The 15,863-nt window shown below is 42.6% G+C and carries 9 protein-coding genes; 2 read left to right on the top strand and 7 right to left on the bottom strand.

What is annotated here, in order from left to right; all coding sequences use genetic code 11:
* Nucleotides 1-40: 40 nt before the first annotated feature.
* The 6 genes from V7K42_RS07690 to V7K42_RS07710 all read right to left on the bottom strand — a co-directional run bounded on the left by V7K42_RS07690 (nt 41) and on the right by V7K42_RS07710 (nt 8,774).
* On the bottom strand, nt 41-430 hold the full coding sequence (locus V7K42_RS07690; RefSeq protein ID WP_334915010.1) for an SET domain-containing protein: 390 nt from the start codon (nt 428-430) through the stop codon (nt 41-43).
* A gap of 110 nt (nt 431-540) precedes the next feature.
* Nucleotides 541-1,695: a KamA family radical SAM protein gene (locus V7K42_RS07695; RefSeq protein WP_334915012.1), complete on the bottom strand. Its 1,155-nt coding sequence runs from the start codon at nt 1,693-1,695 to the stop codon at nt 541-543.
* A 219-nt stretch (nt 1,696-1,914) separates the two neighbouring features.
* Nucleotides 1,915-2,169 carry a toxin-antitoxin system HicB family antitoxin gene (locus tag V7K42_RS28905; protein WP_442938540.1) on the bottom strand — a complete coding sequence of 85 codons (255 nt, stop codon included), beginning with the start codon at nt 2,167-2,169 and terminating at the stop codon, nt 1,915-1,917.
* A 272-nt stretch (nt 2,170-2,441) separates the two neighbouring features.
* The gene (gene hetF, locus V7K42_RS07700) at nt 2,442-4,946 is read right to left on the bottom strand and encodes a cell division protein HetF (RefSeq protein ID WP_334915014.1); all 2,505 of its coding nucleotides are present in this window, start codon (nt 4,944-4,946) and stop codon (nt 2,442-2,444) included.
* Between the two features lie 1,645 nt (nt 4,947-6,591).
* Nucleotides 6,592-7,410, bottom strand: a complete 819-nt coding sequence (locus V7K42_RS07705; RefSeq protein WP_334915016.1) for a type 1 glutamine amidotransferase — start codon at nt 7,408-7,410, stop codon at nt 6,592-6,594.
* A 74-nt stretch (nt 7,411-7,484) separates the two neighbouring features.
* Complete coding sequence (locus V7K42_RS07710; protein ID WP_442938541.1) at nt 7,485-8,774, bottom strand: MurT ligase domain-containing protein; 1,290 nt, start codon at nt 8,772-8,774, stop codon at nt 7,485-7,487.
* A gap of 444 nt (nt 8,775-9,218) precedes the next feature.
* On the opposite strand from V7K42_RS07710, the gene V7K42_RS07715 reads away from it, so the two are divergent.
* The gene (locus tag V7K42_RS07715; protein WP_334915019.1) at nt 9,219-9,806 is read left to right on the top strand and encodes a thylakoid membrane photosystem I accumulation factor; all 588 of its coding nucleotides are present in this window, start codon (nt 9,219-9,221) and stop codon (nt 9,804-9,806) included.
* Nucleotides 9,807-9,996: 190 nt separating this feature from the next.
* Nucleotides 9,997-10,605, top strand: a complete 609-nt coding sequence (locus V7K42_RS07720; protein ID WP_334915020.1) for a hypothetical protein — start codon at nt 9,997-9,999, stop codon at nt 10,603-10,605.
* A gap of 7 nt (nt 10,606-10,612) precedes the next feature.
* On the opposite strand, the gene V7K42_RS07725 is transcribed toward V7K42_RS07720, so the two are convergent.
* Nucleotides 10,613-15,661: a PAS domain S-box protein gene (locus V7K42_RS07725; RefSeq protein ID WP_334915022.1), complete on the bottom strand. Its 5,049-nt coding sequence runs from the start codon at nt 15,659-15,661 to the stop codon at nt 10,613-10,615.
* Nucleotides 15,662-15,863 lie beyond the last annotated feature (202 nt).

Below are 15,863 nucleotides of genomic sequence, written 5' to 3' on the forward strand. Positions count from 1 at the left end.
GCTTTTGCTGTTAGCTTCAATATAAAATCAGGTGTCTTTATTAATTCCTCAATGAAGATATCTCATTGACAACATCGAACCAGATAGGAGATTTATCGTTAGGAGAACCGTTATAGTTGGCAGTAATTTCTTCTCCTGCTTCTATATCTCGGTAAGCAATTAATTCCACCTCCCCTTCGGCGAATTTTTTCACATAGTAAGTATTAGGTTCGTAAGAATGGTTAAATAGTGACGCAAAACCCAGAGCGAGCGCCGCAGCTTTATCTTCCCAATCGTAGTAATAGTTACCTAAAATTGTTTTATCTAGAAATTCAACCTGCTCTGCGGGTATAACCACAACTGGCGATCTCTCAACGATCTCTCCTTTCAAAAAGTGCTTTTGTGCGAAGATACCTCGACCTTTTAGGTTTGTATTACTAACAATCAACATTCCATGTACTCTCCTACAATTACTTAGTTTTATGTTGGCATTATCCAATAGAACCATCCCAACAGGCTCTTTTAGATGATGGCGATCGACTTAAATATATGGTGTTAGACTTATTCCACTGGATCTACATAGGTGTATGTATTACCCGCCCAATTTCGCACTGTAGCTGTGCCCTTTTCATAACTAACTAGAGTCTCGGCTTGAATTGGGACTTTTCCACCACCCCCAGGGGCATCAATTACATAAGTTGGTACAGCGTAGCCGGTAGTATGACCACGCAATTTAGAAATTAGATCGATCCCAGTTTGAACGCTCGTTCGCAGATGTGCGGTGCCAACAACCGGATCGCATTGGTAAAGGTAATAGGGTCGCACGCGCAACTTCAGAAGACCGTGAAACAGATTCTTCAGCGCTTTTTCAGAGTCATTCACACCTTTTAATAGCACAGTTTGACTACCTAGAGGAATACCACCATCCGCTAGGCGATCGCAAGCTTGTGCCACATCTGGGGTAAGTTCCCGCAGATGACAAAAGTGCAAAGACAGCCACACGCGATGTTTACGAAGTAAGGCAACCAGTTGCGGTGTAATTCGCTGGGGTAAGAAACTCGGCACGCGCGAACCAATCCGAATAAATTCAATATGCTTAATGGCACGTAAACGCCCAAGCAAATTATCTAAAGGTTCATCAGCCATCAATAAAGGATCGCCACCAGAAATTAGTACATCACGGATCTCGGTGTGTTCTTGCAGGTAAGCGACGATCGCATCCAACCGCCGCGTTACTGGGTACATCTCACCTTGGCTCACCAAACGAGAACGGGTGCAGTAACGACAATAAGCAGCGCATGTGTCTAAAGCAAGCAGTAATACGCGATCGGGGTAGCGGTGTACGAGTCCTGGCACTGGAGTGTCGTTATCTTCACCACATGGATCTACCATGTCTGCTGTACTAACTATTAATTCTTCTTGCCGTGGGATGACTTGTAACCGTAGTGGGCAAAGCGGATCTTCTGGATCGAGGAGTGATGCAAAATATGGTGTTACAGCTACAGCAAACTTCTCTGGTGCGATTAAAAGTCCCTGTTCTTCGGTAGGACTAAGCCTTAATAACTTCTGAAAGTGTTCCAGCTTAGTCAACCGATGCCGCATTTGCCAGCGCCAATCGTTCCAGCGTTCTTGGTTGTAAGTCTCTCCCAAAATCTGACAAATTTCTTCACACCGAACATCTGTAACTAGAGGCTCTAGAATAGTGTTTTTGATCATGATTAGAACTAAATTAAGCTGAGAATAATAAACCAATCGCAGCCAGGTTTGTTTACCTACAAATTTAGGTAAAGTAGAAAAGTATTGACAACTGTCACCAGTTCTGGATCAAACTCTTCCTCAAACTGGCGATTACCGTTGTAGCGTAGAAATATAGCAAGGGACTGGGGACTGGGTTAAAAGTCTTCTTGTGTCTAAGTTTCATCATCTGTTGATGTCCTAACCACTAAGGCTTGTGCTATGTATATAAATATTTTGGCTCGTTTGATGCCAGAGATAATGGCTTGTTCTGCCTCTCTTAACTTCGATGGGAGGATTCCAGTTAGGATTTGGCCTATCCTCTGTACACTCTAGGTAATGAGCAAAAGCGTTAATAATTACCTTATATTTAGATGCCTCAGCCTTAGCAGCGTCAATAGCTAGCTTTTTGTGAAGATGAGGTGGAATTCTAACACCGACTTGAATACAGGGCATGAAAACAAAGTTTAAGTACTCTAAAAATGATACCCAAAGTTAAACCATAAGTATCTTCATACACAGAATATAGCACTGCGGTCATGCTTGTTAATCTAATTATTTATTCCACCACTAGGCTTCATGATCGGGCGTAGACGCAAAGCACAAAGCCGGAGATTCCGAAACTCCGGGCTTGTCGCCAGATATGGCACTCAAAAATGTTAGTCTAGCGATCGCTTATTTTGTTATGAAGAGGCAGGAGCGATCGCTCCAATCATAACCTACGAATATTACTGTTGGTCTCCTTTTTTCTGAAGGAGCGATCGCCAATCTTCAATCGCCTTTTCTGTCCACAGCCAATTTTTGGCTAATTTATCTACTTGGAAATTGACTGGATCGGACTTCAGAACCATTTGCCGCAACTTGATCGCTTCATTAAGATACTGTATCTGCTTACCACTAGATTCATTAAGTGCAGATTTATACAATCCAAGCGCTAAACCAGCATAAGAGGTTAAAGCATCTTGAGGAACTGCTGTCTTAGAATCTGGATTCTGCTGTTTGAGAGCTAAATTCAAAGCCTTGAACCAAGAGTCATTGGCTCGATTCAGATTGCCTTCTGCGTAGTAGGCAAATCCTAAAGCGTTATTATACAAAAGCGATTCTGGTTTAGCTTTTGCGGCAGTTTCCCAATAACGGCGGGCATCATCGACGCTATAGTTATTATCTCCAGTTTGGATGGACTGCCAAGCTAATCTTCCCTTATAAAAGTTGACAGATGGATCGTCAATTTGCTTACTTGGAACCAGTTTCAGAGCAGTTTCCGCCGCAGCCAGTGCGCCACGATTGAGTAGTTCTTCTACAGCCAATAACCCACTTTGTAAGTCACCCTGGCTCAATTTTTCTGTAGCGGTGGCGGTGACAATTCCATTTGGCGCTGTCTGCAAGTCGAGTTGCTGCTTTTGAATCGGTAAAGACTCACTGGAAATTGCTGGGATGTTAGGCAAAGTTACTTGCTGGGAGCGATTTTGCCACCACCATAAAGCGATCGCAGCGACGATCGCACTGATTCCCACAATACTCACAATTGGCCACAGCTTGCGGCGTTGGTTACGAGGTCTTGGTGGGAGTGGTTGCGATGTCTGGGTTGGGCTATGCCTAGGCGAGAAATCAGATTTTTCTAAATTTCCTTCCAAGTTTCCAGTATTTGGAGGTGGCGGTGCTGGGACTTCTCCCCACAAATCTCCTTCGCCTTCTAGAGAAGTTATTTCTTGTGAAACCTGTCTTTGCTGAAAATTATTTTCTGGAATTTGTCGATCTAGTTCAGTCGGAGCTTTTTGGTTATCTAGCTGACGAAACAAATCTGAAACTATCGCTGAATCTTCTTCATAACTTGAGTCATCATACTCAATTTCATCAACGAGATCGCCCCAAGTATCCTCACCCAGCCAGTCCAACCCAGAAGAGTCCCGCGTCAAACCAGCAGGAATCATTTCTTCCATTCCTAAGGGCATATCGCTATCATCTGCCATAGCGGAGTACATCGTGGAAGTGATTCCTAAAGGCGAACTATACTGATTACGTGATTCTGCACTTTCGGATAACTCAGTTTCCTCGCTCAGAAAACCGTCAAATTCTGGCTGGAGATATAAAATCGGTAATGCCCAGTACATCTGGTGAGAACCATAAGCAGAAATTAATCCTTGGCGCACCCGACTAACGCACAAATCTACTGGATATCCCTGGCTCAAGTTGCGATAAAACAATTGTGTAAGTGTCAGTGCGACTTCATCAGGAATCCGTTCTGACATAGCCAAAACGCTTCTAATCCCGCGCTTTACCAGACTTTCTGCTAGGTTTCGTTCCCCAGTATCGCCAGAGGGATCGGATGCGGCTGTGTACGCCCCCAAGCAGGAATTAAACACTGCCATTTGGATATTATTGTTGACGAGCAAACCTGCCAGATCGTCTCCACTCAGAACTTCTGTTAAGCCAGTTCTGCGACTAACAAGATAAATTTCTCCACCATTGCCGCCTAAGTTACTATGACCAGAATAGTGGAGAACGTGGTATCTGCCTTGTTCTAGGGCTTGCGTCAGTTCTTCTCGTCCTGGTTGGTCTAATACAGTGAGTTCAATTTCTGGGAACCGATTGTTACCTTCAGCTAGTCGTGATGTTTGACGGTGAAGTTCTGCTTGCAGTTTAATCGCTTCCTGTTTTTGTAAGTCAAGACGCACTTGATCTGAGGGAGAAGCTATTACCATCAATACTTTTACACCACCTTGTTCTCGTGATGTGAAAGTATTTCGCGATCGCAACGGAGAACCCCCCAAAATGCCACTTTGGAAGCGAGAAAAAGCCACATAAGGGCCAGTAGCCAGAGGGCGATCGCCTGCGTGCATCACTTCCCAAGGCAGACGAGCTAATCTAGTGTCTTTTAGCCCTAAACGCAAGCGTAGTACTTGCTGGTGGTTTTGGGCAATACCTTGAGCAGTAATCCAACTATCTCTGAGAGTGCCTTGAAATAGGGCGTTATAAAATTGTTGACCCAAGGCCACCAAGTTAACAGAGTTTCTGGCGATATTGCTTTCGTTTCCACTAGAAGTAAATGGATCTCCCTGCAATACTGATTTCAATGGGTCATTCATCAAATGCCCAGCAGCTATTAACCAATCAGCTACAGGCCAAGTCACCAATTCTTCTGCCAATGGTACCCCAGGCGCGACTTGTTCCGTCCGCACCAAGTAGTCATTTTGCCCTACTGGGGTTACGGAAATGTGAAATTCCTGGGTCACAACTTCTCCTGTCCGCCTCCTAAATCTGGTTTGAAACGCGAAAGTTTCAAGTCGATTTGCTCCCTCTGATAACTTAGATGCATCCCACCCCTGAATGTTTCTGATTCGGTGTTGTTTTGCTTTTTCTGCCTTTACAACTTTATCCGGATCGGATTACTTGGATCTAGAACACTTAATTGGTAGATGCACCTTGATCTTCAACTCCCCTAGTTGGCTAACACCCACTGGGGGTTTTTTTTTGGCCAACAACAGCAACTTTTGATGCAGATATTCTCTACCAGAAAATAGTCCTTAATCCTAGAATACTTGATTAATAGATGGATGTACCTTGATTTTTAACTCCCCTAATTCAGTTAATATCTACTAGAGTTTTTTTGGCAGATTTTTCTAGTAAATTTATCCGGAGCATGGTAGTTAAACCTAGAACATTTAATTGGTAGATGCACCCTGATAACTAGCTCCCCTGGTTGGCTAACACCCACTGGGGGTTTTTTTATGAAAGAAGTAAGCAGCAATTATTTCTGAGGCATCAAATTTTTAAGGCAGCGCACTGGATTGTTTAATTGGTACATACACCCTGATAACTAGCTCCCCTAGTTGGCTAACACCTGTTGGGACTTTTCTCTGGTCAACGCTAATTTATCCGGTAGATTACTCTTTAAAAGTCTCTAGCTTTTGATCTTCATGGGGGCTACCACCTTCAGAATCGGCACTAGTAGCCCAATGAAGATCGTTTAGAGATAGAACTTGGAAACGAGATTCTTAAGGATTTGAGCTTAAGTTTACACCAATGCCTGATAACTAACCCCTCTGCTTGGCTAACATCCGAGGTTTTTTTTGGTGATAAAACAGCAATAACTTCAACCTCTGTTAATTTATCCGGTAGCTACCCATTTAGTTTAGAAAAGATGATTGGTAGATGCACCCTGATAACTCACTCCCCTGGTAGACTAACATTCTCTGGGGGTTTTTTCTAGTTGTGTAGGCGTAACCCTTCGTAGACATCGCCATCGACCCTGATTTTAATCGTTTTGCCGGAAGATACTGGCTGCCCCTAGAAAAGATAATTGGTAGATGCACCCTGATAACTCACTCCCCTAGTAGATTAACATCATCTGGGGGTTTTTTATTTTAAAAAATAATTAGCCTTTGTCCAAATTTATCCGGAATGAGGTGTTCAACCTGAGAACAGTTAATTGGTAGATGCACCCTGATAACTAACTCCCCTGGTAGACTAACATCCTCTGGGGGTTTTTTATTTTAAAAAATAATTAGCCTTTGTCCAAATTTATCCGGAATGAGGTGTTCAACCTGAGAACAGTTAATTGGTAGATGCACCCTGATAACTAACTCCCCTGGTAGACTAACATCCTCTGGGGGTTTTTTTTTGGCTAAAGTCCAATAGCACTTCTCGCTCGCTCAATCCCTGAATCGCTTTCTTTTTATTGTGAGCTAGAGATGCCACACCAAAATGATTGCTATGATATTTAATCATATTCTTAATTTTTTTTCTATATTTTGGTGTTTTACCAAGAAAGGCAGGAGGAAAACTGCCCTTTGTGTCCTAGCGCGACCAGAGGTGTCTTGGGTTTAAAACCCACTCCAAATCTCTGATTTGGTGTCCTACCTCCTGCTTCCTTCAAGGTTAAGCTTTCGCCGCAGCAACATTTGGTAAACTGACTTTCAACCGCTTAAACATCGCTTCTCGTGCTTGTAGAGCCAGATTATCATCTAAAGATGACAGCGCGATCGCTTCCCCATACTTTAGCCGCAGTGCTGTTTGAATTAACCAATCGGCGACGAAAGGATTTTTTGGTAATAAAGGGCCGTGGGAATAAGTAGCGATCGCATTCTGATAAAATGCCCCTTCTGTCCCATCTTCACCATTATTTCCCAAACCATACACCACGCGCCCCAAAGCTTCCACTTTCCCCAGCTTGGTACGTCCACCGTGATTTTCAAAGCCTACCAAATATGGTGTGCTACCAGTCATCTCTTTTAAATCTTGCGCCAGACGTGAAGCTGTGACTTCAATTACCAAGTTACCAATACAGCGCTTAGTATTTTCACCAGGATGGACGGAAACTAAATCGAGTATTCCTAAACCATCAATCCGTTGTCCTAAGCCTGGTTCGTAATAATGTCCCAGTAGTTGGGGCGAACCACAGGTAAAAACGCCTGGTGTTCCATTTTCGATTTTTTCGCGCATTGCATCAGCTTTCGCGCCTTGCAAATCACGCATGACAATTTCTTGCTGACGATCTTGTGCGCCACCACCAACTATGACATCTACAGTTTTAATATCTGCGGCTGTACTATTTTGATCTAGGGGTAAGATTTTAACGTCGTATCCCCGCCACTGGGCACGACGTTCTATAGTAATTACATTACCGCGATCGCCATAAGTACTCATCAGCGTCGGATAAAGCCAACCTATTGTTAATTCCAATTGTTGAGAACTCATAAATTTTGGGAATTGAGAATGGGGAATTAGGAATTGGGATGGAAAAAACTTTTATCCAATGACAAATGACAAATCTAAAGAATTTTCCGACCAGTTAGAACTTCTCGAACTTCTAGCATGGCTGAGTAGGTAGGTAGAATATGCAGAGTTTCATTCTCTGGTGTATGCTCTAATGCAGTTGCGATCGCTTGTCGCAAATCTTCTTCCACAATTAAATTTATGCTACTCTCAGGAGACTTTTGGCTGTAGCGTAGACGTAGTGCCATATCATAGACGCGATCGCCACTCACTACTAAAGTCCCGCCGCGTTCGACTAATTTCTCAGTATCCACATCCCAAATCCAGGATACATCAGTGCCATCAGGCGTGCGATCGTTTAATACCAGGAGTGTGGTTTTATCTGTGCTTTGAGTCACTACGCGAATAGTTTCATTCGTTCCTACAGGATTTTTTGATAACAATATCCGTACTCGTTTACCGTCAATTACTAAATCTTCCGCTCGACCAAAAGCGGCTTGGAAGTTGTTAATAGTATCTCTGATTGTGGCTTCATCAACTCCTAACTCAATAGCCGCAGTAGCAGCAGCTAAAGTATTGTATTTGTTATACAAACCAACAAGAATTTGCGACCATTCACTACTTTCTAAAGTCGGTTTACTTTTAGCAAAACCACACTTTGGACAAGTAAAATCTCCTAAATGAGACAAATAGACACCCTTGTAATCTAGAGAATGTCCGCATTTGGGGCAATAGATAGAATCGACAGCGTGAGGAATAGCTTCGAGATAATTTGCTGGTTCATTTAAGCCAAAGAATAACACCCGTTGCGGTAACTGCTGACCAAGGTTAGATAATGTTGGATCGTCAGCATTGGGAATTACCACCGTTTCTGTTGGTAGGGTAGAAATAACTTTTGTCCAACGTTTACTAATTGTATCTACTTCGCCGTACCGATCGAGTTGGTCGCGGAACAAGTTTAAACAGAGAATAATTCGCGGCTGGAGTGGCTTTAATACTCTGGGGACAATATTTTCATCAACTTCTAAAATTGCGTAATCAGTATTTAGCGTACCTAGTAAGTTGGTGCTTTCTAACAGCGCCGTCATCAAGCCATTTTCTAGATTTGCACCTGTAGAATTATAAGTTACGCGATAGCCCTTGCGTTCTAGGATTGTACATAAAAGCAGCGCTGTAGTGGTTTTGCCGTTAGTACCAGCAATTAAAATCACTCCGTTTTTAACTTGCTGACTCAATAATTCTAAAATTCGAGGTTCAATGCGACGAGCAATCGAGCCTGGTAATACACTAGCAGCACCCAGACGGAGCGATCGCACTATAAACGTCACACTTTTTGCCACTGACACCGCGAAACCCAATCGCAGCCTATCTATGAATTGAATTTTTCCCACATCTGTACCCTAGTCTTCTGGCGTTGCTAATTGAAAGTATTTAATTGCAAATTTAATATGCGTGAGTTTAGCGAATCCTAGCTGAAAAAGCCAGCCTCTTAATTTTGAAGCAGGGGGCAGGGGAGGCAGGGAGGCAGGGGAGGCAGGGGAGGCAAGGGAGGCAGGGGAGGCAAGGGAGAGTAAAATCTATTGTTAATTCACCTCGGAACTCCGTTAATTCACCTCGGAACTCCGTTAATTCACATCAGAACTCCGTTCAACTCCATCATCCACTTACAAGAGATAATCTCAGTAGGCGTTATTTTAAAAGATAGTGCGTGGGCGTAATTACATATCCAGCCCAGTTTGCCGAATTCAGCACAAACTCACGACAAGTAGTAGCTTGCAAGGTTCCTTTTGATGAATAGCACAAAGTTTCTTTTTTTACATAAACAAATTACTGACTGGCAAAGGTGGTTGTTTAAATGTCTGTTGTTGCTTGCAAGTCTTTTCATTATAAGTACGCAACCTGCTTATGCTGGTCTTAATAATGATTTGTATGATGGCAACATTTTCGTTGTTTATGCTGGTAATGGTTCATTAGTTCCTCCAAGACAGACACTAGCACAGACTTTAGCGGAACATAAACCCGTATTTTTGGCTTTTTATTTGGATGACAGTAGCGATTCTAAAAGATATGCCATTTCTATCTCACGGGTACAGGAATTCTACGGTCAGGTGGCAGAGATTATGCCTATCAATGTAGATACTATCCCGTCTAAAAAAACCTACAACCCTACAGAACCAGGATATTACTATTCCGGGGCTGTTCCTCAAGTTGTGGTGTTTAATAAAGCAGGTGAGGTAGTTTTGAATAAAAAAGGTCAAGTACCTTTTGAAGAAATAGACGACCAATTTCGCAAAATCTTTGATTTATTACCACGCACCGAAACAGCACAGTTAAAGCGACGAGCCTTTAATGAGTTCAGTAGTGAGTTAGCTAGATAACTTATGGGGTAGACCAAATTGGTCTGCCCTAATTTTTCGTGCTATCTGTTACTACATTTCTGGCGATGCCAAAGCATAATATTGAAATATCTGTGTTGACAGATTAGAAAGTTAATCGATAGTCTATAGTCCTTGACTAATGACTAATGACCAATGACCAATGACCAATGACTAACTAGAGTGTATTCTGATGTCAAAGGTTTACACCACTCAGGAGCTAATTCAAGTTTTGGCAGCCGAACGCCAAGCTTGCCTCAATGGAAAACGCCTAAAGTTAGAGATAACAGCCTCTGGCAATCCTGTAATTGACCAGTTTATTAGAACTGATGGGCTGCAACAATTCACAGCTTATCAAGATTTCAAAGCCGCGATTCACGATTATCAAAAAGAAAATCAAGTTTCAGGTATTATCTGGCGGGAGGTGACAGTTAAAGGTAAAAAGTTGAACTATCCCGAAGTAAATACCGATTTAATAGCCCTCCCTAATGATTTAGAGATATTAAAATCTGCTAAAAATTCCATTGTAGAATTTTGGTATGAAGTCTCGATGGAGATGGATTTATATTTGAGTTTTAATAATAGTAAACAATACCAACAAATTCTCACGTCTGATGTAGAAAGAATTGTTCAGAGAACAGAATGGGCAAGTTTATGTAAGTGGGAAAATTCTAGCTTTTTGGAAATGATTTTGCAGCTAGGATGGGGTAAACCAGAAGAAGCTTACTACAAACGAGGAAGACCGGTATCGGGTAGTGAATATATTCATGCAGTCAATCCTGGTAATCGCCCCATCGGATAATTCGTAATTACGAATTACGAATTAGTGTATCGATCGCTGTAGCCAATTCACCTGGATCTACAGGTTTAGGTAGGTGTTTCTGAAATCCTGCTGCCATTGCTTGGTTGTAGTTGATTTCTCCAGCATAAGCTGTCAGTGCGATCGCGGGAATTTGCCCGCCTTGCTCTGGCGATAATTTTCTCACCTCGCGCAGCAGCATATAGCCATCCATTAAGGGCATTCCAATGTCGCTTAATAGGATATCTGGCTTTGATTGCACTAATGTTTCCAGGGCTTCGGCTGCTGATTCAACTGCGGTTACAGTCGCGCCATATTGTTCTAGTGCAAAGCTAAAAAATTCTCGCACATCAGCTTGATCGTCTACAAGTAGGATTTGCACTCCCAAAAGTAATGTGTCGTCAGTACTGAGTTCTGCTTGAGCAGCCTCATCACTACTGACTCGCAACTCAGAATTTTTCAACAAAGGTAGTCTAACTATAAAAGTAGCCCCTTGCCCTTCTCCCAAACTCTCTGCCTGAACTGTACCACCGTGAAGTTCTACTAAATGGCGCACAATTGCTAGTCCTAATCCCAGTCCACCAAATACTCTGGTTGTTTTAGCATCCGCTTGGCGGAAGTAGTCAAAAACGTAGGGCAAAAATTCCGGGATGATTCCTTTACCAGTATCAATCACCTGGATTTGAGCATCTAACCCGACTTGCTCTAGACGGATTTGTACAACTCCATCTGTGGGTGTGAATTTAACGGCATTGGAAAGGAGATTCCACATTACTTGTTGCAAGCGATCGCTATCTCCGAGAACTTTGCCGATATCATTACTTAATACCGTTTTAATTTCAATTGATTTGGCTTCTGCTGCTAAACGCACTGTTTCTAGTGCAGATGCGATCGCTATTTTTAAATCCACTGCATAAAGATTTAACCTCACCTTCCCTTGTAAAATCCGCGAAACATCAAGTAAATCTCCAATTAATTGAGTTTGTAACTTGGCATTCCGCTCGATTGTTTCCAATGCGCGGATTTTAGTGGGTTCGTCGAAGTTGCGGGTTCTGAGTAATTTTGCCCACCCTAAAATCGGATTCAAAGGAGTTCGCAGTTCATGGGAAAGGACAGCGAGAAATTCATCTTTAATGCGGTTGGCTGTCTCAGCTTGTGCCCTAGCAGTCTTTTCAGCTTCGTAAAGTTGAGCGCGAGCGATCGCTTGTGCACACTGCTGTCCCAGTGTAAACATAAATCCCCGGTCTTCTTCGTTAAATATTTGTCCACTAGTAAAGCTTAACCCCAAAGCCCCAATTACTTTACCTTCTGCTATCAAGGGAATGGAAGCCCAGGCATTATTCCCTATAACAGTCACAATATTTGCTAATTCTGGATATCTAGCAATCATCGCTGCTAAATTTTCTAAAAAAATCGGCTGCCCAGTTCTGACTGTTTCTGCTATTTGGTTAGGTGCTGTGATGGGAAAAGTTGCCCAAGTATTTATGAGCGTTTGCGGATAGCCAATTGCTTGCACAACTTTTAGGGTAGTATCCCTCTCTGTAAGTAAGACAACAGAACCACCGGTTGCTTCCAATGCAGCAATGCCTTGGTTCACCACTACATCAGCTACCTGTTGGGGAGTTAATGCTTCTGAGAAGGCAGCAGTTATTTTTTGTAAAAGGATGATGCGATTGACAGACCTTTCTGCTGCCTGTTTTGCCTGTTGAGTTTCTTGGTAGAGTCTGGCGTTATCGATGGCTGTGGCCGCCCGACGAGCAATATCTTCTGCTAAGGCCAAGTCTGTTTCTTTGTAATACCGACCTGACTCGGCTGTGAAAAAAGAGATTGCTCCAAATAATTGCCCACGGGAACGAACTGGAATCACCATTAGAGAACGAATACCCAGGCTTTGCAGCAATTGCAGATGTTCGTTATCTTCAGCCATCTCTACCAGATTAGAGTCAGATAATTCGGGGTAAAAGGCAGATACTCCTCGCCTTAGCTGTTGCACAAGCAGTTTGGCTCTAGCTTTGGGTCGATAGCGCCGTTGAATTTCGTCTAAAGTATTTAGTTTGGTAAGATCGGCAATTGCGATCGCAATTTGTCTACTTGACCAATCTTCCTGGAAGACATCGACAATACACCAATCAGCCAAGGTAGGAACTGCGAGATTAGCCACACTTTCCAAGGCGATTTCATAATCCAATGAGGCGGCTATTAAGGTGCTGGCTTCAACTAAAAACTGTTGTGTCGTTTCAACTAGTTTGCGTTCGCTAATATCTTCAATAATCCCTAGTGCATACTTTGGTTGTCCTTTAGCATCCCAAACTGCTGATGAAGTTAAGTTTACCCAAACAATGGAACCATCTTTGTGGATGTAGCGCTTCTCTAGGGAATAACCACTAATTTCTTGCACCAAAACTCGCCGAGCATTTTCCCCATCAGCTGCTAAGTCGTCAGGGTGGGTAATTTCCCGGAAGTTCATTTGCATTAACTCTTCATGGCTATACCCAGTAATTTCGCATAGGGCAGGATTAACCTGAATAAATTGTCCATCCAACGCTACCAGAGTAATACCCACAGTTGCCTGGTTGAACATTGCCCGGAACCTTTCTTCGCTTTCTCGCAATGCCACTTCTGTTTGCTTTGCGGCTGTCACATCTGCCAAAATAATCCCAATTCCTACCGTTTCGCCCATTAGGTTATTGACTGGGTAATAGTTGCCCAGCCAGTAGGCATAACGTGCGGGTTGTTCCCGTGTCTCACCACTGATTTCTACATTCAGCAGGGGTTTTCCTGTATCCAAAACGTGCTGTAACTGTGGCTCCAACTCAGCCGCCATTTCTGGCAACACTTCCCCAAATTTGTGTCCGAGATGTTCTTCTATAGTCAAACCGTTAATGTCGGCAAAAACCTGATTAATTCGGATATATCGCAATTCTCGATCCAAAAAGCATACGGCAACGGGAGCGGCTTCTAGCAGCGAATCTAGAAGAGATAGAGATTCGGCATAATGGATTAAAGTCTCGTGGCTGTCTCGATAAAGTCGGGCATTTTCCACTGCTAAGGCTGCACGATGGCTAATATCTGTTGCTAAAGTTAAGTCAGTGCGATCGTAGCGACGATTTGATTCGGCGGTGATAAAGGTAATAGTGCCAAGTACTTGTTGGTGCGCTATTAACGGCACAATCATCACAGACTTCATCCCCAATTGGCGAAGAAGTTCTAAGTGTTCGTGATTCTGGCTAGTGGCTACCAATAGCGAGTCAGATACTTCTGAAATTAATTCGCTTTGCCTGGTTTGCAGAACTGTAGTAATCGCACTTGTACTATTGTAATCTGGCACATACTCTTGAAGTTTAGCTGCCAACTCTGCTTTGGATGGGTCTGTATGGGCAATGGGTAGGCGGCGAATGGAACCATCTTCATTTAAAATGTCAACGCTACACCAATCAGCTAGCTTAGGAACTGATATTTTGGCAATTTGTTCTAAGGTTTCTTCATAATCTAGCGAAGTAGAGAGGACACTACTAATTTGGGCGATATAGCGCAGTCTTTCTTCAGCGTGCTTGCGCTCTGTAATATCGAGAACAAAAAAAGCTCCTCTATCTACAGTCCCTTCAAAATGGCTACCACCTGCCAAAATTGGCAACCGTGAGCCGTCTTTACGGATATATTCTTTTTGATATGGTGTGCAAAAGAAACTATCTTGAAATTGAGTTAGTGCTTCCTTATCAAGTGACACATACTCTGTAGGAGTTAAACCTTGCCAGCTAAGTGTTCCAGCAAGTAATTCTACACGGGTATAACCCAGCATATTGAGCAGGGCATCGTTTGCTTCTGTAATCCTACCGTCTCTATCCCAAAAGCCAATACCAATCATATTTGACTCAACTACGCTGCGAAACTTTGCTTCGCTTTCCCGCAACGCTTTCTCAGTTTGTTTGAGTTGAGTAATATCAATTAAACTAGTGCCCACTCCTAACAACTGACCATCCGGTAAACACACTGGATAATAGCTAACAAGAGCATAACGATACACCCCAGGCGGATAATCACCACTGACTTCCTGATTAAGTAAGGGCTGCCTGGTTTGCATCACTTGCTCAAAAACAGGCTCAATTTGTGCTGCCCATTCCGGTAATACTTCCCGAAAGGTGCGGCCAATATGTTGAGTTTGGGGTATACCGTTGATTGCGGCTAGTGCTTCATTAGCATAGATATAGCGAAGTTCTGTATTGAGAAAAGCCAGTGCCACTGGTGAACTGGTAATGCAAGCATTGAGTAATGCCAGAGATTCATCTTTTTGCTGAACGGCTTGCTGAAGTTCTTGATGCAACCTGGCTTTTTCTAGTTCTGTCTGCTTGCGCTTTGTAATATTCACAGCCGCACAAGTAATACCATGAATACTATTGTCTGGATCTTTCAGTGGTTCAACCAGCAAATCATAGTAACGATCTTCTCCACAAGTTGTTACATAAACCTCTTTCCGGGTCGAAACACCAGTCTCTATTACCTTCAGCTTAATTGCTTTCAATTGCTCTGCTACTACGGCTGAAAACAATTCATCATCAGACTTACTTAACATTTCCTCAGCAGTATTTAGACCTTGAGGATTATGAATCCACTGATATCGCAAATCTCGATCCTGTTGAAAGACTATGATATCCGAACTGCTTAACCCTAATCGAAATCGCTCCTCACTAACTCTTAGCTGTTGTAGATTTCTATCAGCCCGTCTTTTAGCAGTCTTTAATGCCTCACATCCGATACTAGAGAGCAATCCTTGTAATGCAAATAACCCAATTCGCACAGAATTAGATAGGTCAAAACTCAGCTCATAAGCTGGCGGGAGAAAAAAGTAATTGCTGACTAGTGCAGATAAGGAGGTTGCCAATAGCCCTGATTTCAAACCGCCATACCAAGCACTCACCATTACTGCGCTAAAAAACAGCAGGAAAGGAGTTCTACTCATGCTTAACCAGGGGTCTAGTATCAGCATTAGTACTAATGCAATTGCGACAATTAATACGGTGACACTATAACGTAGTATGTGAGAAGAATTAATATGAGGCATGAAAATGTTTTAAAATAACCAATACTTATTGCAAAGGCTTCATACAGACTAAGCTAGTTTGCAAATTTTAGTAATTTATCTCCAGGTAGATTTTTACTTATTGAAAAAACTCCTTTTGTTAGAAGTTAATTACTCGATAATATAGTATCGAAAATAAATAATTTACCACTAATATTCTATATTTATATCCATAACGTTGGTT

Origin of the sequence: Nostoc sp., assembly GCF_036917455.1 — a bacterium.
Lineage (GTDB): Bacteria > Cyanobacteriota > Cyanobacteriia > Cyanobacteriales > Nostocaceae > Nostoc.